The following is a 21,523-nucleotide window of genomic DNA, read 5'->3' on the forward strand; positions in this document are numbered from 1 at the left end:
CAAACACGTATACATTTACTGGATTAAACGCAGACACATGCTACACTTTATATGTGAGAGCAGTATGTTCTGCTACAGACAGCAGTGTTTGGTCGGTAAGTTCAAATATTCAAACACAAATTACTCCACCAGCATGTGGCGGAACTTTTACAGATCCGGGTGGCGCTACAGCAAACTATGCAAATAGCACAGATTCGACTGTTACTATTTGTCCAACAGTTGCAGGTCAAGTTGTAACTGTAACATTTACATCGTTTAATACTGAGGCAACATGGGATGGTTTGTATGTGTTTAACGGAAATTCTATAACAGCTCCTCAAATACCAAGTGCTAACGGTGCAGGAAATGTTCCCGGCGGTTTAGCTGGTTCTTATTGGGGGACTACTATTCCTGGACCGTTCACATCAACAAGTCCTGACGGATGTTTAACCTTTAGATTTAGAAGTGATGCTTCTGTAAACAATCCTGGATGGGTAGCCAACGTAACTTGTGCACTTCCTCCAACATGTCCTGGACCGACAGTTCCATTAGCTTCGGCAGTTACTTCTAACTCTGGAACTTTATCTTGGACAAACAACAGCACAGCTACACAATTTGAAGTGTTGGCGTTGCCATGTACCTCACCAGCACCGACAGCAACTTCAACAGGAACCATTATTACACCTACAACCCCGAATACCTATACATTTACTGGATTAACACCAGATACCTGTTATACTTTATATGTAAGAGCAGTGTGTTCTCCAACAGACAGCAGTACATGGACAGTTGGTGTTAACATACAAACACAAATTGCACCACCTGCTTGTGGAGGAACTTTCACAGATCCAGGAGGCGCTACAGCAAATTATGCTAATAGCACAGATTATACAGTTACAATATGTCCAACAATACCAGGACAACAGGTTACAGTAACATTTACAGATTTTTTCACTGAAGCGACATGGGATGGCTTATATGTTTATGATGGTAATTCAACAGCTTCTCAATTACTACCGAGTACAAATCCAGCAGGAAATGTTCCTGGAGGATTGGCAGGTTCTTATTGGGGAAATCTTACAGGAGCAAATTTACCTGGACCATTCACTTCATCAAGTCCAACAGGATGTTTAACGTTTAGATTTAGAAGTGATGCTTCAGTTAATGATCCAGGTTGGATTGCTAACGTGACTTGTGCTCCACCGCCAACTTGTCCAAGACCAACCGCTGTTGTTGTTTCAAATCAAGGTCAAACAAGTGCAACTATAGGATGGACTGAGGTTGGATCAGCAACAACTTGGGAAGTTCTTATTTTGCCTGCAGGATCACCAGTACCAACGGCTGCTTCTACAGGTGTTTTAACCAATACTAATCCATATCTTGCAACAGGATTGAATTCTGGTACATCTTATATTGTATATGTTAGAGCTATTTGTAGTAGTTCTGATATAAGTAACTGGTCTAATGTAGGTTCATTTACAACATTAATTGCTAACGACGAATGTGCTAACGCCATTGTTGCACCAGTTAATCCAACTACAACATGTACTCAAACAGTAGGTGGTACAGTTATTGGAGCTACAAATTCAGCAGATCCTACAACATGTGGCGGAACTCATGATGATGATGTTTGGTTTCAATTTACAGCCACTAGTACAACTCACACCATCAGTTTATTAAATATTACTGGAAGTACTACAGATTTATTTCATGTGGTATATTCTGGAACATGTGGTTCATTAACTCAATTATATTGTAGTGATCCAAACACCAGTACAGCAAACAATCTTGTTCCTGGACAAACATATTATGTAAGAGTTTACACGTATACAAGTACGGCTAACCAAACGTCTGCATTTAGTTTGTGTATCGGAACACCAGTTCCACCACCAAGTTGTATCAACAATACACCAGCAGGAAATAGTTGTGCGACAGCAACTCCAATTTGTAACTTAAATGGATACTGTGGAAACACTTCAGCATCTTACTCACCAACTCATACTTGGCCAGAATTAACAACTGCATTTTGTGGTTCATTAGAAAACAATTCATTTTTGACATTTATTGCAACATCAAGCACCATATCATTTGATGTTTGGGTTACAAGTAGTCAAACAAATGGAGGTATTCAAATTATGTTATTTAGTGCTGCCACTTGTGGTTCAGGACCAGTAACTAATTTAACGTGTTGGAGTCCTGGAAATGTACCAGTCGGTTCAACTAATATTTCCGCATCGGGATTAACACCAGGTAATGCATATTATATAATGGTTGACGGTTTTGCAGGAGATGTTTGTAGTTATGTAATTGCTTCTAATTCTGGAATTCAAACGCCGGTATTAATCAATACGACAACTTCAACTACAACAAATACCGTTTGTTTAGGTCAATCAGCTACTTTAAATGCAAGTGGTGGAAACGGAGTTTATACTTGGACGCCAGCAACAGGACTAAACACAACATCTGGAAGTACAGTTGTATTTACCCCAACTGCAGTAGGAACTTATAGTTTTACGGCTACTTCTACAGATAATAATCCTTTGTGTCCACAATCGGCTTCAAGTACACAAACTTTGGTTGTTACAGCTGTTCAAACACCAACATTTAATCAAATTCCATCTTTTTGTGATGGAACTACTGCACCAGTTTTACCAACAACATCACAAAATGGTATAACAGGTACATGGTCTCCATCAACGGTGAGTAATACTCCTCCGGGAACGACAACATATACATTCACACCAGATATTACACAGTGTGCTACACCTACAACGATGGACATTACGGTTAACCCTGGAGTTACACCTTTGTTTTTAAGTCCAGCACCGATATGTTCTGGAGCTACTGCACCAGTTTTACCAACGACTTCACAAAACGGAATAACAGGTTCGTGGTCACCATCTACTGTAAGTAACACAGCATCTGGTACGTATACATTTACACCAGATCCAGGTCAATGTAGTTCAACGGTGACTCTTAATGTTACTGTAAATACAAACTGTTCTTTTGGAAGTTATGCAAGTGCAGTTTGGTTGACGAATTGTGCTACTTCTAACTTTTTTAATACAGTTGGTTCTGGAACAGACATTATTGGTCCAGCGGCTAATATTTTTCCAAACACAAATTTAGGAACATATGTTCAAAACTCAAGTTCGTTAATACTTAGAGGAGCTGAAGTTAAGACTTTTAAAAATGCGTCTTCTAATGTATGTAGTGCTCGTTTAAATTATAGAATTTATCCTCAAGCAACTACACCAGGAACCTTTAATGTAATGGATTTACCATTCTTTGATAACTGTGGAGGAGCAACGTTCCCATCAGGAGGGCCATGTCAAGCTGGTGATCAAAAATGGCAAAGAGTGGTTGCAAACGGAACCACTACTCCATATTCTCCGGTGGATTTAACCTTATATCCTCCTGGAAATTATGTTTTAGAAGTATATTATGATGTTTCAGGAAGTGCTTCTTCAACATCATTATGTAATGAAACTGTTTTGGTTGATAATAATGGAGCAAATTATATGGCTACATTTACAATTCAAAACCAACCAGCATATGCAAGTACTAATCCAACAACCTGTTCAGGTACTGATGGGACTATAACAATTTCAGGTTTAGCACCGGGAACAAATTATAGTTTAACTTATAATGACGATACAGTTGTTGTAGGACCAACAACCATAACAACAAATGCTTCGGGTGAAATTACTCTTACTGGATTAAATTCAGGAACTTATTCTAATTTCTTATTGGAAATTAACAGTTGTTCTTATTCATATAATACTCCTATTGTATTAGTTGACCCAGCATTACCATCTGTAACTGTTAACAGCGTAACTGTTTGTCAAGGTTCTCCTGCAACTATAACTGCTACACCTGATGTTGCAGGTAATTATGTTTACACATGGACGGTTCCAACTGGAGCAGTTAATCCAGGTAACGTAGCTTCATTTAATGCTGCTTTATCGGGTACTTATTCAGTTACTGTTACTAGTGTTGCTACAGGCTGTACGAGTTCATCGGCAACATCAACTGTAGTAATTAATCCTACGCCAACAGTAACGGTTAATAACCCAATGGTTTGCGAGGGTAATCCTGCAACCGTGATTGCTACTCCAGGAAATTCAGGAACTTATTCCTATGCTTGGACGGTTCCTACAGGAGCTTCTGATCCAGGCAATGTTAATACTTTTGATGCCTCTTTATCAGGAACCTATTCTGTAATTATTACGGATACAACAACGGGATGTTCTAGCGTATCAGTTTCTTCAGTAGTGATTATTAATCCTACACCAACTATAACCGTTAATAGTCCTACAATTTGTCAAGGACAAACGGCTACGGTTACAGCAACGGTAGCTCCTTCGGCAAACTATACTTATACATGGTCAGTTCCGGCTGGTGCAACTAACCCAGGTAATGTTTCTACATTCCCTACAACTACACCAGGAACCTATACTGTAAGTGTTAATACTAGTAACAATTTTTGTAATCAAGATTTTGAAGATCCATGTGGTGTTCCATCAGGAGGAATGTCTTTTGTAAACCAATCTAGTTTCAATTGTTGGCAAACAACAGCAACAGATGGTATCATAGAAGTTTGGTCGAGTGGTAATGAAGGAGTAACTTCTTACTCGGGAACTCAATTCGTTGAATTAAATGCGAACCAAGTTTCTTCTTTATATCAAAATTTCTCTGTTTTACCAGGATCAACGGTTGATATTTCGTTTGCTCATAGAGGAAGATTTTCAGGAACAGATGTAATGGAATTACAAGTTGGACCAGTAGGCGGACCATATGTTAGCTTAGGCCAATTTTCAGCTCAACCAGCTGCATGGGTTTATAGTACAGTAGTATATACGTTCCCTAATAATGGTGTTTCAAATTATACAGTTAGATTCGTGTCTGTAAGTTCAGGTTCTGGAAATAACACGGTTGGAAACTTTATTGATGCAGTTTCATTTACTACATTAAACTGTCCGTCTCTTCCTGCCTCAGGAACAGTAACTATAAATCCAACAGTGGTTCCAACATTTACAGCAATAGCACCACTTTGTGTTGGTGATACGGCTCCTTTGTTGTCAACTTCTTCAAATAATACTACTCCAGTGACAGGTACTTGGAGTCCGTCTACAATTGATACTAGTGTGGCAGGGACAAACACTTATGTGTTTACTCCAGATGCTGGTCAATGTTCGGGACCAATTTCTATAAATGTAACTGTTAATTCAGTAGCTACACCAACAGTTGTAGTTGTTACTCAGCCAACATGTGCGGTTCCTACAGGAGTAGTTCAAGTTACCGCTCCGGTTTCAAGTGTGGGTGTTTTACCTACTGATTTATTTATATCAGAAGCTACGGATTCTAATGCAGGTTCATTATCTTATATTGAACTTTATAATGGTACAGGATCAACAATTAATTTATCTAATTACTCAGTAAAAACAGCTAGTAATGGAGGAGCATACTCATTTACATTACCATTAAACAATGTAAACTTAGCTTCAGGAAGTACTTATGTTGTAGCTTTAGGAAATGACAATTATTGTCCTTCTACTCCAGGAGCAGACGGTTCTCTAGCTGCACAAACTAGCGGTTCAGGTTCTGTTAACTTTAGTGCTAATGGGAACGATCATTTTGGATTATTTAACGGATCAACTCTTATAGACAGTTGGGGAACATTTGGTTCTAATAACTGGGCACCTGCAATTGTAGGTACTGAAGGAGGAGATTTTAGAAGAAAAAATAACGCCACAGTTCCTAACACAAATTATAACAATAATGATTGGGATATTTATGATTATGCCGGAACAGGTACAACGGCATGTTCTAACAATGATTACTCAAACATTGGAAGTTTTACACCACTAACAACAACAAATACATATCAATATAATGTTGATGGTGGAACTTATCAGTCTAATCCAATATTTACAGGATTGACACCAGGAAGTCACATTATTACTGTTCAAGATACAGCAACAGGTTGTATTTCTACGGGTGTTACAGTGGTATTAGATCCAGTAGTTCAAAATCCTTCAGTAACTACAATAAGTTATACCTCTCCAGTGTGTATTAATGTGTCTTCTACATTGACACCAGATACTACAGCTACAGGATTTACAACAGGAGGTACTTATACAGCAACTCCAGCTGGATTAACAATAGATCCTTCTACTGGTGTTGTTGATTTAACAACATCAACTCCTGGTACTTATACAATAACATATAGTGTTAGTGCAAATACAACTTTATGTTTATTAGCAAGTAGTTCACAGTTTACGTTAGTAATTAATCCTTTGCCAACGGTTACCGTAAACAGTCCATCTGTTTGTCAAGGAACTGCGGCAACAATTACTGCTACTCCAGGTTCAGTTGATACCTATTCTTATGTTTGGACAGTTCCTACTGGAGCTGTAAATCCGGGTGATGTCGCCTCATTTACAACTACTGTTGCAGGAACCTATTCTGTTGTAATTACAAATACAACGACTGGATGTACAAGTGCAAGTGCTTCTGGTGTAGTAACTATAAATCCAACACCAACCGTGTCTGTTAACAGCACAACGGTATGTCAGGGAAGTTCTGCTCCTATCACAGCTACACCTGGTACATCAGGAACCTATACTTATGTTTGGACAGTACCTTCAGGAGCAACAAACCCAGGAAATGTTGCTACATTCAATGCTTCTGTGGCAGGTAATTATGATGTTATTATTACCGATACAACGACAGGATGTTCTAGTGTAAGTGCGACAGGTACTTTAACTGTTAATCCAAATCCAGTTGTTACTGTAACTGGAGAAACGGTTTGTCAAGGTTCACAAGCTACTATTTCTGCGGTTCCAACTACAACAGGTACTTATACTTATGTATGGACTGTTCCAACAGGAGCAACTAATCCAGGTAATGTTGATACCTTTACTACTGCTGTAGCTGGAACATATTCTGTTGTAATTACCGATACAACTACAGGCTGTGTTAGTTTAAGTGCATCAGGAATTGCTGCTTTTGTACCTGCTTTTGATTTTGCTATATCAGAAGGATGTGTTGGTAATAATTATACTTTAGAAGTCGTACCTACAACAGGTTCGTTTAATGCTAGCTCTGCTATTTATAGCTGGTATTACGGAACAACATCTGTTGGTTCTAACAGTTCAACGTTCAATGTAACGGAATATTTAAATTCCACTACTGTAGTAGAAACACTGCCATTAATGTTCTCAGTAGATGTTTCATCTGACGGTTGTATTCAAAGTCATACGATTACTATTACAAGAACTTATTGTGATATTCAAAGAGGTATTTCTCCAAATGGAGATGGCTTAAATGATTCGTTTGATTTAACGTCTTTAGGTGTACAACAACTTAGTATATTTAATAGATACGGAACTAAGGTATATTCTAAAGGAGATTACACCAACCAATGGCATGGTCAATCGGATTCAGATAATGAACTTCCAGATGGAACCTACTATTATGTAATTGAATTTAAAAACAATCAGTCAAGTAAAACAGGTTGGATTTATATAAACAGAGAAAATAAATAACAAACTAATTATAAAATGATAAATTTCAAAACAATGAAAAAATTATATTTCTTAACTGCGTTTGCTTTTATGACATTGATCGATGTCAGTGCACAACAAGACCCACACTACACTCAGTATATGTATAACATGAGTGTTATGAATCCAGCTTATGCCGGATCTAAAGAAAACATGACAGGTGGTTTACTCTACAGAAAACAATGGGTAAATATTGAAGATGCACCTACTACAGGTACATTCTTCATCAACAGTCCTGTTGGAAAAAATGTTGGACTTGGTCTTTCTGCCATAAATGATAAAATTGGACCAGTTGAAGAAACAAATTTGTATGCAGATTTCTCATACACATTGAGCCTTGGAGGTGAACATAAACTTGCTTTTGGTATGAAAGGAGGAGCAACTTTTCACAAAGTAGGTTTGTTTTCAGAAATTGGTGACGGTCACGTACCAGATTTAAATGACCCAGCATTCCAACAAAATTCAAGTAAATCATTTTTAAATATTGGTTCTGGACTTTTTTATTACACAAATAAGTACTATGTGGCTTTCTCTGTGCCAAACATGCTTAAATCAAGTTATTTAAGTTATAATGGTCTTCGTTACGGAACTGAAACCTTACACTATTTCTTAACAGGTGGTTATGTTTTCCAATTGAATCCAAATTTAAAATTCAAACCTTCTACAATGATTAAGTCGGCTTTTAATGCGCCAACTTCTGTAGATGTATCTGCTAACTTTCTTTTCAATGAAAAATTTGAAATAGGAGGAACTTATAGAAATCAAGATTCCTTTGGAGCAATGGTAAATTATGCTATTACACCAGGATTAAGAATTGGATATGCTTACGATCACATTATCTCTGATTTGAAAGTAACAACGCCTTCATCTCACGAGGTTATGATTCTATTCGATTTGAATTTCCCGAAAAAAGTTTCACGTTCTCCAAGATATTTCTAACATAAAATAAAAGTAAACAATGAAAAATCTATATATAGCATTAAGTTTTGTAGCACTAAGCAGTTCTATTTTTGCGCAAAATAAAGACACGAAAGCGGCAGACAAACTATTTAGTAAGTTTGAATATGTTTCTGCAGCAAAAGAATATCAAAAATTGGTTGACAATGGTAAAGGAGACGCCTACGTTTATAAACAACTAGCGGATACGTATTACAATATGTTCAACACTACAGAGGCAGCAACATGGTATGCTAAAGCTACGGCCACCGAGCAAGATGCTGAAACCTATTTTAGATATGCTCAAATGTTGAAAGCTAATGGGAAATACGAAGAGGCTAACAAACAAATGACAAAATTTGCTGCTCTTGCACCAAATGATTTAAGAGCTAAAGCATTCAAAGAAAATCCAAACTACGTTCCTAAAATTTTAGGAAAAGATGCTAGATATACTGTAAATGCGGTAACATTAAGTTCTGATAAATCTGATTTTGGGGCTGTTATGTATGATAATACTGTTTATTTTTCAAGTGCTAGAAATGGCGCTAAGAAAAACTACGGCTGGACGAACGAACCCTTTTTAGATATCTATAAATCTGTTTTGGGTGATAATGGAACGTATTCTGAACCAACGGCTATTTCAGAATTAAATTCTAGATTCCACGATGGTACATTAACGATTTCAACAGACGGAAATACTTGCTATTTTTCAACAGAAAGTTTTAAAGATAAAGCATTCGAAAAAGTAAAATCTTTGAATTCTAAATTCAGCCAAATTTATTTGTACAAAGCAACTAAAAATGGAGAAACTTGGGGTGATATCAAACTGTTGCCTTTTAACAGCAAAGAATATTCAACTGGAAATCCTTCATTGAGTAGAGATGGTAAAACATTATACTTCTCATCTAACCGCCCAGGAAGTATTGGTGGAGTAGATATTTGGCAGGTTTCTATTAACGGAGACTCTTATGGTGAGCCAGAAAATTTAGGATCAAAAGTAAATACAGAAGGTAACGAAAACTTTCCTTTTATTGCAGATGACAATACTACATTATATTTTGCCTCTAACGGTAAACCAGGTTTAGGTGGTTTAGACGTTTTTCAAGTTGATTTATCTAAAGGTACAGAAGCTGTGAATATGGGTAAACCAATCAATACAGAAAAAGACGATTTTGATTTCACTTTTAATAAAGCTAAAAACTTAGGATTCCTTTCTAGTAATAGAAATGGTAATGACGATATCTTTAGCGCAACACCAATTTGTGCAGTTGATTTATTAGTAGTGGTTACCAATGCTAAAACAGGAGAAATCTTGTCTAATGCTAAAGTAGCTATTGTTGATGAAAAGAAAAATGTAATTTCTACAGAAATGTCTAACGATAAAGGTGAAGTAAACTTTAGAGTTGAGTGTAGCAAGCCTTACTCGATTCAAGCTTCTAAAGATGGTTTCGAAGGAAATGTATTCACTGTAGCTCAAAGCAAAGGACCAACTGCTAGAGTGGATGCAGCATTGCAACCAATTGACGTGATTGTAACACCAACAGAGATTGTATTAAAACCGATTTACTTCGAATTTGACAAAAGCAACATCACGCAAGAGGGTGCTTTCGAATTGGATAAGTTAGTTCAAGTAATGAAAAACAACGACAAGTTGGTTATCTTTGCTAAATCACATACCGATAGTAGAGGAAGTGATGCTTACAACTTGATATTATCAGATAGAAGAGCAAAAGCTACCGTTCAATATATTATTTCTAAAGGAATTCCTGCAGAAAGAATTTCAGGTAAAGGTTTTGGTGAAACCGAACCAAAAGTGGTTTGTAAGCCATGTACTGAAGAGCAATACTCTCAAAACAGACGTTCTGAATTCTTGATTGTAAAATAATAGAATCAGTTTTAATTTACAAAAGGCCTTGTTAGATATAACAAGGCCTTTTGTTTTTTACGACTTTAAGGTTGAATTATTTTTTAAATTCATTATGCGTCGATTAAAGCAAAATACTTGCTTAGATTCAAAGAAAAGGGCATTATTGAAGCCGTTTAGATTAATCGTTATCATATGAATTATTATTTTATGTTTCTAATGTCTAGTCACGATTTTGGTTTACTAAATATAAAAAGATGTTTAATTCCTTATTATTTCTTAAAGCAGAAACCTTTCTATTGGTTTAGTTTCTCTTTTAGTAAATAGCTAATTGGTTTTTGAATATGCTTTGTTGAACCCGGCAGGAGTCTATTTGCATTCAGCAGGAGTTCATTTGCATTTGTCAGGTGTCTATTAGCATTTAGCAGGAGGTTATTTGCATTCGGCAGGTGTTCATTTGCATTTAGCAGGAGTCTATTTGCATTCAGCAGGAGGTTATTTGCATTGGGCATAAATTAAGTTACGTTTTTTAAGGATTTTTTTGTGTTTTGTGTAGCTCTTAGGTTTATCTAAACGGTAATGTTTTTTAACAAAGTTAATAGAAATACTGCTGTTCATAAGTTATGAGTTTTTTATGAGCATAGAGGTTTCTTATACTTTTAATATTTATATTCAATCCTACTATTTTTTAATTACTAATTGTTATTAAAAACCTGAAAATAATAAAATAACAATACGCTAAATCAATGATATGTTCTTACTATTTTAGATTGATTTTAATAATTACAACGTATGGTATAAGCATAATAAAAAAAAGCCGTCCAATTGGACGGCTTTTTTATTAAAAAGATCTAGAAAGATTAGTTTCCAGTAATTTTTACGTTATCCACTTCCCAAGTAGAAGCAGCAGAAGCTGTAGAAGTATATCTAATAGCTACGTGTACGTTATTGTTACCAGCACCTGTAAAAGCACTAATGTTTAATTGACCTGAGTTAGCGTAAACATAATTCCCAGTAGAAAGCGTAGCTCCAGTTAAAGTTGTCCAAGTAGCTGCTGTTGGATCACCACTAGTATAGTTGTTAGAAATTTTAATTTCAATTGGGTTGCCTGTAAATTTATAAGCGTTATCTAATGATAAAGTAGCACTTGTTAATGTAGATAAATCTTGAGCTGGAGAAATTAACCAATCTTCATTCGCATTATTAGTTGTAGCAAAACCAGACATTTTCATCATACCACCTGGGTTTCCAAAAGTTGAGCTGTATGTCCATACTTGAGCACCAGTAACACTGTATGTTGTCCAATCACCAATACCTGCTGTAAAAGCTTCGTTTAATAAAGGTGTGAAACGAGCACCATCTAATTTGATGTCACTTTCTTTTCTTACCATAAATTGGTAATCTGTACCGTATTTAGTCATGATACCTCTTACTTTTCCGCTTCCACCAGCAACCATTTTGGCAGCAAAATTAGCATAAGCACTAGTTCTGAAGATAACACCATTACCATTTAAGTCGATTAAAGTATGGTTAGTAGCACCACCTAAATCATTGTTTACATCATAGTAAGTAGTAGTGATGTCAGTTGCAGCAAATTCTACATTGTCAAATTCTATTAATTTGTTTAAGTAGGCATCTGTCATAGCTTGAGCGATAGTTACGTGTTGTACTAAAGCATCTTCATCAACAACAGTACATGAACGTTGAACAGAAGCTTTAAAATCAGCTTCAGGTAATCTTCCTACTTCAGCACCACCAGATGAGTTAGCATATAATCCACCAATTCTTACACCACCGTATTTTACGTCAGTATACAAACCGTCCATTTTAATTAAAACTTTTCTTCCTGGTTCATAGTTGATGAAAGTATTGGTTGCATCAACAGGAACACTGAACGCTCTAGAACCATCTAAAGTTTGAAATGAGATTGATTTAAAGAAGTTCCCACCAATATCACTTGATACGGCATACGCTTCAATTACGTCAGAAACACCAACAGTGATGTTTTGGTGTAAAGCAACGATTGCACCTGCATTGATGTCAGATACTTCTCTATTTTTCACTAATGACGTTTCGGTACAAGTAGCCAAATCTGGCGTTGCATAATTATCGTCTTTTACACAGCTGGAAAACATTCCAGCAGTTAGCACCGTCAAAAAAGCTGATTTTAAAAATGTTGTTTTCATATTATATTTTTTTTGTTTTTTAGAAATTAAGGTAAAGATTTACGAAAAAGGTTCTTCCATATCCATAGAAGTATTTTGGAGCAAAAGCTGGTGTTCCGCTAGAAACATCTTGATTTAATTCTCTATAGCTAGAGTTTCTCGCTTGCTCATATCCTCCTGTTTTATAACTTTGGTTGAATACATTGTTGATACTAGCAAAGAAGCCAAGTGTTTGTGTTCCAATTTTCCAAGATTTCCCTCCAGTAACGTTAACTAAAGCGAAGTTATTAAATTTTTCTTGTTTAAGCAATTCATCTCCTCTAGCTTGTGTTGCTTCTGGGAAAGGAACGCCACCATTTACAGAGTCAATATAAAAACGATCGGTTCTTGTAATTGGGGCAATGTCAATGTAATTGTTTGCTAAATAGTTAGCGTTAGCACCAATCCACCAAAATTTTGGGTCTCTGTATTCTAAACCAATAGAACCAGCCGCTTGTGGTGTTCCCGATTGTTTGTAATTTTTAAGATGTGCTATACCATAATTAGCTATAGGGTTGGTGTTCGTAGCTGTAGCCAAACGATCAACACTAATAGTAACATTTGGATTATTGTCGTAAATGTACTGTCCGTATGTTGCAGCAGCAGTTACTTTAAGGGTTGATGTGATAGGATATTCCATACCCAATTCTACACCCATATTTTTCTTAGCGATTCCTGAAACAGTTTCAGCAACAAATGCATTACTTTCGTTAGTATCAGTAGTAGGATCATCAATTCCTGCACCGTCACCAAAGAAGAATGAGGTTTCCGTTTGGTTAGTGATTCTTGAGAAAAATGCTGTAAGTCTAGCTTTAAACTTTGGCGCATTAATGATGTAACTTGCATCAGCACTTGAAATGGTTTCACTGCTTAATCCAGTTGTAGTGTTGTTGTTTACACGAGCATTATTAAACGTATTTCTTAAATTAGGTGCTTTAGTCATATATACACCGTTGAAAGTTAAGAATTGTCTTCCTGTAATTTTGTAGGTTAAACCACCTTTGAAACCAAAGTTGTCAAATGATTTTTTACCACTATATCCAAAAGAATTTGTTGCGTAATATCCGTTTCTATACAATCCTTCTCTTTCATATTCTGAACGAGAAAATGATTGACCTAAATAAAAATCAACTTTTTTGTATGTAAATTTAAATTGTGTAAAAGCATCAATTTTATTAGCATACAAGTTGTAGTTGTATCCATAAATATCACCTTTTTTTACAGCTTTATTTGGATTGTTCAAATCGGTTTGTTGTTGAGCTCCAGATCCAAAAAGTGTAATATCATTAAAATAATTTCCACCTAATAAGTCCAATAAGTTTTTAAAATTGTGTGATTTTAAATTAACAAATGAACCTCCTGCGTTTAACACAATATTGTCCGCCAATTGAGAACTTAAAATGGCATTAGCAGTTAATTGTTTATCATCAGTACGATCTTCATACAATACATATTTAGCACCTTCACCATTAGCATTAGCTTGTGCGTTGGCACGATACATATTGGTCCAGTCCATTTGTCTGTTCGTTAAAAACGGAGCATTTGCAGCACCAGCATAATCTGGGTCTGGAATACCTCCTAAACCACCTGGTTGGTATGCTGTTGGGTCATTTAATATTACAGTAGCAGGATCAGTTTCATACAATGAAGTAAAATAACTAGGCATGTTTTTGTAATAGGTTGGATCAGGATTGTTCACTCCTTGGTAATCAATTCTGCTGTTTCCTATTTTACCAAATTGATACGAAACATTCATGTTTAAGTTTGTTTTTGGAGTGATTTTCCAATAATCACTTAACATGAAAATAGGCTCTTCAATTTCTTTAATTCTTGAATTTCTTTTGTAGCCATCTTGCCATCCCCAATACGAATTGTATTGTACACCAGCTAAATCAGTTACTTCTTTAGTGTTTGGTGAATTTTTACTTCTTCTGTTATTAGCATAAATTGAAGTAAAGTTTAGGGTGTTGTTCGAAGAAATTTTACGTTCTAAACTGGCAAAAAATGAATTTGCATTATATGTTGTTCCTTCAAAATATCCTTCGTTAGCAAAACGTCTTGAAGCCGAAATTACATAAGCCCAACCATCATTTCGCATACCAGAAGCAATGGTTCCCATTAATCTTCCGTTGTAATTAGTATTGGTTCCAGAAACAGAAATTCTGTTTCCTTTTCTGTATAATGAAGCTCTTGTGTTGATTTCGTTAGTACCTAAAATATTTCCAAAAGTATAATCAGATGGAGACGAACCATTAGTAAATTCTTGATTTCTTGTAGCATCATTTAAACCACCCCAGTTACTGTATTGTGGTCTTCCGTCATAGATTTTATTCATGGTTATTCCATTGATCATGGTAGTACCATACTCACTGTCTAATCCACGCATTCTAAAACGAGCTTGGCCCCAATTGAAGGCAGCTGCTTGTTGAAAAACGTCTCTAGAAGCCTGTAATAATCCAGCGGTGCTTTCAGAACCACTATTGTCATCGCCTAAATCGGTATCGGTAATAGTTATTAAACTTAATTGTTGTTCTTGAGTAATGTCTTCACTCATAACAATTACACCCAAATCAGAGATTTTTCCTTTGACAACGTCAACAGAAAGTAGTTGGTCTTTATAACCAACCGTTTTAATAAGTAATAATTGAGTTCCTTCAGGAGCATTTTTAAAAGTAAATTTTCCTTCAGAATCAGTAACCTCTGTAAGATTTGAGTTTTGAACAGATGCCACAACATTTTGTAATGGTTTTTGTGTTTTTGAATCCACTACCTTACCCGAAAACCCAGTTCCAGATTGAGCAAAAACAAAAACAACCTGCATTACAAATAAAATACTAATAACAAGTTTTTTCATAAATAAATAAAGTTAATTTTCAATTGCTGAGTCTTAATAAAAACTTAACAGCCTACAAATGTACATCTTTTAATAATATTATTTACTTTTGGCGCAAAGTTTGTAATAAACTTGATATTAAATTAATATACAATTTATGAAAATTAAAAATCTAATTGCCCTTTTCGTTGTGTTATTCGCAATAACTGGGGCAAATGCACAGGCAAAAAAATACATTATTCATACTGTGGCATTCTACAACTTTGAGAATTTATTCGACACCATTAATGGTCCAAATATGGATGAAGAATGGTTGCCCAACGGAGTTCAAAACTGGACTTCCAAAAAATACAAACAAAAATTAGAAAACCTAGCCAAAGTTTTATCCGAAATCGGGACAGGAGAAAATCCAAATTCTCCTACATTTATTGGTGGTGCTGAAATTGAAAACAGAGGCGTTTTGGAAGATTTGATCAAACAACCTAAATTAATTAGTAGTGATTATGGTATTGTTCACTTTGATTCACCCGATAAAAGAGGAATTGACGTGGCGTTATTGTATCAAAAAAAACATTTCAAGCCTACTAGTTATGTAAATATTCCGTTGATTATTTACAAAAAACAAGAAGCTAAAGTATCTAAAAAAGAAAAAGAAGAAGAAACAGACGATAAAGTAACTACCGATAATGCTTCTGAAAGAGTGTATACTCGTGATCAATTATTAGTGACTGGTTTTCTTGACGGTGAAGAAATCAATATCATTGTAAACCACTGGCCATCGCGTTCGGGAGGTGAAAAGAAAAGTTCACCGTTTCGTGAAGCTGCTGGAGCTTTAAACAGAAAAATTATTGACTCTTTAGTTAAAATTAACCCAAATGCTAAAGTCATTACCATGGGTGATTTAAATGATGGTTCTTACAACAGAAGTGTTAAAGTAGCCTTGGGAGCCAAACTTAAAAAAACCGAATTAAAAGCTTCTGGTGATGTTTACAACCCATTTGAGCAAATGGCAAAAGACGGAAATGCAACGCTATTCTATAGAGACGCCGGAGATATTTTTGACCAGATTATGGTAACCGAACCATTAACGCGTAATGATTATTCTTCGTTCCGTTATTGGAAAGCCGGAATTTGGAACAAACCTTATATGATTCAAACCACAGGGCAATACAAAGGCTATCCGTTGCGACACTCTATGAACGAAGTAGGATACAGTGACCACTTTCCAGCCTATATTTACCTCATAAAAGAAACAAAATAAAACAATAAAAAGGTTAGTCTTACACTAGCCTTTTTTTATTTTTAGTACTTTCGTAAAAAATAAAGCATCATGGCAATTCAACAACCCTTCAATCTCAATCAATGGATTAAAGACAACCAACATCTTCTAAAACCACCAGTAGGCAATAAAAATATTTATGTTGATTCGGGTGATTATATCGTGATGATTGTGGCCGGACCCAACGCCCGAAAAGACTACCATTACAACGAAACAGAAGAATTATTCTATCAATTAGAAGGAAACATAACGGTTTACATTCAAGAAGATGGTGTTAAAAAAGCTATGAATCTTTCGGCAGGCGACATGTTTCTCTTGCCAGCCAAAGTGCCACATTCGCCCAACCGTAGCGAAAATTCTATAGGATTGGTGATTGAAAGAAAAAGAGCCGGAAAAGGATTTACCGATGGGTTGCTCTGGTTTTGTGACAACTGCAATCACAAATTGCACGAAGCCTATTTTGAATTGCACGATATTGAAAAAGATTTCCTACCGCATTTTAAAGAATACTACAATTCGGAAGCAAAAAGAACCTGCACTAAATGCGGCACAGTAATGGAAACGAATCCTAAGTTTATCGATAAAAAGGAAAGTTTTTAGAAGCTATTCCGGCTGTACATTACAAGTTTGCTCGTGAAAATTCTTTTTTCTACACGCTAAAAAGAGCTTCTAAGGTCGCTTTTTTAGCGTAAGAAAAAAATACATTTTCACTTCACAAAGCTTTCCATTTCCATCCGGGCTAATTACCAAATATTCAAAATAAACTACTATTTTTGTAAAAAATTTATAAAAACAAACAAATAAAACATACAATGTCAACAATTGCTCAACAATTCGGAATGACCGAAGCACTTGAAATACTTGGTGTAAAAGCCATTAACGAAGGAACTTCCACAGGAAATAATCATTTTTCAAATGGAGATCTTATAGAAAGTTATTCGCCAGTAGACGGACAACTTATTGGAAAAGTAAAAACAACTACAGCCGAAGATTACGAAAAAGTAATGCAAACTGCAACGGCTGCTTTCCTAACTTTTAGAGCAATGCCTGCACCACAGCGTGGTGAAATTGTTCGTCAATTTGGAAATAAATTAAGAGAATTGAAAGAGCCTCTAGGGAAATTAGTTTCGTATGAAATGGGTAAATCCCTTCAAGAGGGTTACGGAGAAGTGCAAGAGATGATCGACATCTGTGATTTTGCAGTAGGTTTATCTCGTCAATTGAACGGACAAACCATTCCATCAGAACGTCCTGGTCACGTGATGAGAGAACAATGGCACCCCATTGGTGTGGTTGGTATTATCTCTGCGTTCAACTTTCCGGTAGCCGTTTGGTCTTGGAACACGGCTTTAGCATGGATTTGTGGTGATGTTTGTGTGTGGAAGGCTTCTGAAAAAGCACCTTTGTGTTCTATTGCGTGTCAAAATATTATTGCTGGAGTTTTAAAAGCCAATAATTTACCAGAAGGAATTTCTTGTATCATCAATGGGGATTATAAAGTAGGTGAAATGATGACGACTGATGCTAGAATTCCGTTAATTTCTGCTACTGGTTCTACCAGAATGGGAAGAATTGTTGGAACTACCGTGGCACAACGTTTCGGAAAATCATTATTAGAATTGGGCGGAAACAATGCGATCATTATTACACCAACAGCCGATTTAAAAGTGGTAGTTCCGGGTGCTGTTTTTGGTGCTGTGGGTACTGCTGGACAACGTTGTACTTCTACAAGACGATTAATCATTCACGAATCGGTTTATGATAAAGTAAGAGATGCGATTGTTGGGGCTTATGGTCAATTGACTATTGGAAACCCTTTAGATCAAAAGAATCATATCGGACCTTTAATAGATACGGATGCTGTGAATACGTATTTAGCAGCTATTGAAAAAGCAAAAGCAGAAGGTGGAAAAGTATTGGTTGAAGGAGGCGTTCTTTCTGGTGAAGGTTACGAATCGGGTTGTTATGTAAAACCTGCGATAATTGAAGCCAACAATTCTTTTGAAATTGTACAACACGAAACGTTTGCGCCAATTTTATATTTAATGAAATACAGTGGCGAAGTTGAAAACGCTATAGCACTTCAAAATGGTGTAGCTCAAGGGTTATCGTCTGCTATTATGACTAATGAAATGAAAGAAGCTGAAAAATTCTTATCTTTTGCTGGTTCAGATTGTGGAATTGCTAACGTAAACATTGGAACTTCTGGTGCTGAAATTGGAGGTGCATTTGGTGGTGAGAAAGAAACTGGTGGCGGTCGCGAATCGGGTTCAGATGCTTGGAAAGTATATATGAGAAGACAAACCAATACGATTAACTATTCAGATCAATTGCCATTGGCACAAGGAATTAAATTTGATTTGTAGTTTTCAGATAATAGAAAAAAGATAAAAGAGCATAGACAAAAAAGTCCCGATAATTCGGGACTTTTTTATTTTTTAAACTATGTTTTTATCTAAAATCTGTGAAATCTGTGTTTTATTTCGTTTTCTTAACGTATTGCGTTAGAATATAAATGTTTTGGTTTTCAACACGGCCTTCAATTAAGTTGGCATCGTCCCAAACCAATTTGATGTTGTGCACAGCTGCACCGCGTTTAGCAGTAAAGGTTGCGCCTTTCACATCTAAATCTTTAATTAAAACAACCGAATCACCATCTAGTAAAACATTACCGTTAGAATCTTTATGCACTATTTTTCCTTCATCATCATCGGCTTCGCCGGTAGCTTTCGCCCATTCTAAGGCATCTTCATCGAGATACATCATTTCTAACATATCCATGTTTTTCAATCGGGCATGCATTCTCCAAGAAACGATTTGCACCGGAAGATTTTCATTCCACATACTATCGCTTAAACCACGCCAATCGTTAGCATTGGTTGTTTCTGGATTTTCTATTTGATCTTTTAACGCTTTAGTAATAAGTATACAATTTTCAGGAATGTCTTCTGTTTTGGGCGCTACTAAATATACGACTAAGTTTTCATCGCTTCCGCTGATTTCACAAACTGAACCACTTCTGTCTTTTAACCTTTTTTCTGTTACGATGCTCATTTCAATTGTTTCTTATAAATTAAAGGAAGCACCAATATGGAACACAAATTGGTTGTTGTAATATTCAAAACCATGAACTTCAGAATCATAACTTGCTAAAGGAAAACTAGCTTCAGCAAAGAGGCCAAAACCATTGGTAAAGAAATATCTCGTTCCAATATGTCCACCAAAATTTCGTAAACCCAAACTCAATCCAGGATACACATCAACATTATCAGGTAATTTTAAAACATTACCAATATTGGCGTTAAAACGAACTCTTAAATCGGCACGATCTTCAAAACGTGGTTTGATGTCATCTATTCTGTTGGCATTTAACATATAAACTCCAACAAGTCCTAAAGACATATTTTCGCCAATACCAAAATCAGAAGTAACGGTAATTCCTGTTCCACCACTTTGAAGGTTTAAGCCCACTTGACCTTTAACGTCTCCTTTTCCTTTAAAAGCTTGTGCGTTGACAAAACCAGACGACAACACCAGCAAGGCTATAATTATTTTTTTCATCTTTATATGGATTTTAAAGTGCAAATATAAGGGTTTTTGCTCTAATTCCTTCCTTTTTCCGTAGGATACAACTGGTTAAGTGGTTCGCTTTGCCATATTTTTTTAGTAGCTACATCCATAATGGTTAATGGTCCTGTAAAGGCAGCACCTGTATCGACATTCCAAATACACGCTTTTTGTATTGGAACTGTTTGCTCAATTCGGGTTACAGGGGTGTGCCCAATATAAATTTCATCATACAAGGTGAATCGTTTAGGGTAAAACGGACTGTCCTTTTCTAAGTTTTCATTTAAGGCTAAAGCGGTTTCCCATAAGGTTCTATCCCAATAAAACAATTTCGGAAAATATTCATAGGCAACGCCATTCATATTGGTAAAACCGGCGTGAATGAATAAACGATTGTGTTCGTCTAAATAATAATTCTGTAACGATGTTAAGAATTCAATGTGCTTATTTTTAGTAGTATCAGAAACTTTAGAATAGGCTATAACAGTGGCTTCACCACCGTGTTTGTACCACATAGTTTCATTAAAGTTTTTAGTATTTCCAGTCAACCAATCTAACAGTAATTCATCGTGATTGCCACGAATAAAGTAGCACTTTTGTTTGGTTCCCAAGTCAATTAAAAAATCCAACACTTGTGGTGATTGACTCCAACCATCTACATAATCGCCTAAAAAAATTAAAGTATCTGTTGTGGTTACGTTAGCGCGTTCCATAATTTGGTGTAAAGCGCGCAATCCGCCGTGAATATCTCCAATTACAAGTGTTCTGCTCATTTTTTAATATAAAGTCTTTCGCAAAAGTAATTCAAATTTTAACATTTTTTACACTTTTAACGTAAAGCCAACAATTCCAATCAAGGTAGTTTTGCTATGTAATATTACCACAACAACGAAATTCTAATTAAAGAAATCAAAACCGTAACGCACTATTTATGAATGCGATTGCACTGAAAACTATTGTCTTATTTAAATTTAGAAACTATGAAAACCAATTTCAATTCTTACTCAAGTTTAATTGTTAAATCGTTCTATAAAACACGTATTTTATTTTTAGTAACTCTTACTACTACCACACTTTTAGTGTCTTGTACAGCCGATGAAATAGAGATGCAGCCAAAACCTAAAACGGCTAAAGAGGTGTATTTTCAAAGAAAAGATTCTATTATTACTGTTCCTACAACGAATACAACTACAACAACAACAGATACAGGCGAAATTGTTCCGCCAGTTGTAACACCACCACCACCAAAAACTCCTTAAGTATTTATAAAGGGACAATTATTTTGTCCCTTTA

The 21,523-nt window shown here is 35.9% G+C and carries 12 protein-coding genes; 7 read left to right on the top strand and 5 right to left on the bottom strand.

What is annotated here, in order from left to right; all coding sequences use genetic code 11:
• The first annotated feature begins 53 nt into the window (after positions 1-53).
• From ACODSI_RS08985 to ACODSI_RS08995, 3 genes are read left to right on the top strand one after another with little or no spacing between them, the layout of a single operon-like run.
• Positions 54-7,529, top strand: coding sequence for a T9SS type B sorting domain-containing protein (locus ACODSI_RS08985; protein ID WP_488916509.1), 7,476 nt, complete (start codon positions 54-56; stop codon positions 7,527-7,529).
• 33 nt (positions 7,530-7,562) lie between these two features.
• On the top strand, positions 7,563-8,486 hold the full coding sequence (locus tag ACODSI_RS08990) for a PorP/SprF family type IX secretion system membrane protein (protein ID WP_488916510.1): 924 nt from the start codon (positions 7,563-7,565) through the stop codon (positions 8,484-8,486).
• Between the two features lie 19 nt (positions 8,487-8,505).
• Positions 8,506-10,368: an OmpA family protein gene (locus ACODSI_RS08995; RefSeq protein WP_488916511.1), complete on the top strand. Its 1,863-nt coding sequence runs from the start codon at positions 8,506-8,508 to the stop codon at positions 10,366-10,368.
• Positions 10,369-11,207: 839 nt separating this feature from the next.
• On the opposite strand, the gene ACODSI_RS09000 is transcribed toward ACODSI_RS08995, so the two are convergent.
• Together ACODSI_RS09000 and ACODSI_RS09005 are read right to left on the bottom strand one after the other, a co-directional pair.
• On the bottom strand, positions 11,208-12,533 hold the full coding sequence (locus tag ACODSI_RS09000; protein WP_488916512.1) for a DUF5689 domain-containing protein: 1,326 nt from the start codon (positions 12,531-12,533) through the stop codon (positions 11,208-11,210).
• Between the two features lie 19 nt (positions 12,534-12,552).
• Entirely contained in the window at positions 12,553-15,405 is a 2,853-nt protein-coding gene (locus tag ACODSI_RS09005; RefSeq protein WP_488916513.1) for a carboxypeptidase-like regulatory domain-containing protein, read from the bottom strand.
• 136 nt (positions 15,406-15,541) lie between these two features.
• Here ACODSI_RS09005 and ACODSI_RS09010 point away from each other — a divergent pair, with 136 nt between their 5' ends.
• The 3 genes from ACODSI_RS09010 (at position 15,542) to amaB (ending at position 19,029) form a co-directional block, all read left to right on the top strand.
• Complete coding sequence (locus tag ACODSI_RS09010) at positions 15,542-16,645, top strand: endonuclease/exonuclease/phosphatase family protein (RefSeq protein ID WP_488916514.1); 1,104 nt, start codon at positions 15,542-15,544, stop codon at positions 16,643-16,645.
• 69 nt (positions 16,646-16,714) lie between these two features.
• Positions 16,715-17,263 carry a 3-hydroxyanthranilate 3,4-dioxygenase gene (locus tag ACODSI_RS09015; RefSeq protein WP_488916515.1) on the top strand — a complete coding sequence of 183 codons (549 nt, stop codon included), beginning with the start codon at positions 16,715-16,717 and terminating at the stop codon, positions 17,261-17,263.
• A gap of 212 nt (positions 17,264-17,475) precedes the next feature.
• Positions 17,476-19,029 carry an L-piperidine-6-carboxylate dehydrogenase gene (amaB, locus tag ACODSI_RS09020; protein ID WP_488916516.1) on the top strand — a complete coding sequence of 518 codons (1,554 nt, stop codon included), beginning with the start codon at positions 17,476-17,478 and terminating at the stop codon, positions 19,027-19,029.
• A gap of 112 nt (positions 19,030-19,141) precedes the next feature.
• Here amaB and ACODSI_RS09025 read toward each other — a convergent pair whose 3' ends face one another.
• From ACODSI_RS09025 to ACODSI_RS09035, 3 genes are read right to left on the bottom strand one after another with little or no spacing between them, the layout of a single operon-like run.
• On the bottom strand, positions 19,142-19,717 hold the full coding sequence (locus tag ACODSI_RS09025; protein WP_488916517.1) for a PhnA domain-containing protein: 576 nt from the start codon (positions 19,715-19,717) through the stop codon (positions 19,142-19,144).
• Positions 19,718-19,729: 12 nt separating this feature from the next.
• Positions 19,730-20,224, bottom strand: a complete 495-nt coding sequence (locus tag ACODSI_RS09030; RefSeq protein WP_488916518.1) for a DUF6646 family protein — start codon at positions 20,222-20,224, stop codon at positions 19,730-19,732.
• Positions 20,225-20,265: 41 nt separating this feature from the next.
• Positions 20,266-21,003, bottom strand: coding sequence for a metallophosphoesterase (locus ACODSI_RS09035; protein WP_488916519.1), 738 nt, complete (start codon positions 21,001-21,003; stop codon positions 20,266-20,268).
• A 207-nt stretch (positions 21,004-21,210) separates the two neighbouring features.
• On the opposite strand from ACODSI_RS09035, the gene ACODSI_RS09040 reads away from it, so the two are divergent.
• Positions 21,211-21,489 (top strand): hypothetical protein, encoded by a 279-nt coding sequence (locus ACODSI_RS09040; protein WP_488916520.1) that lies wholly within the window; start codon positions 21,211-21,213, stop codon positions 21,487-21,489.
• The last annotated feature ends 34 nt before the right edge of the window (positions 21,490-21,523 follow it).

Source organism: Flavobacterium sp. FG139 (assembly GCF_057809695.1).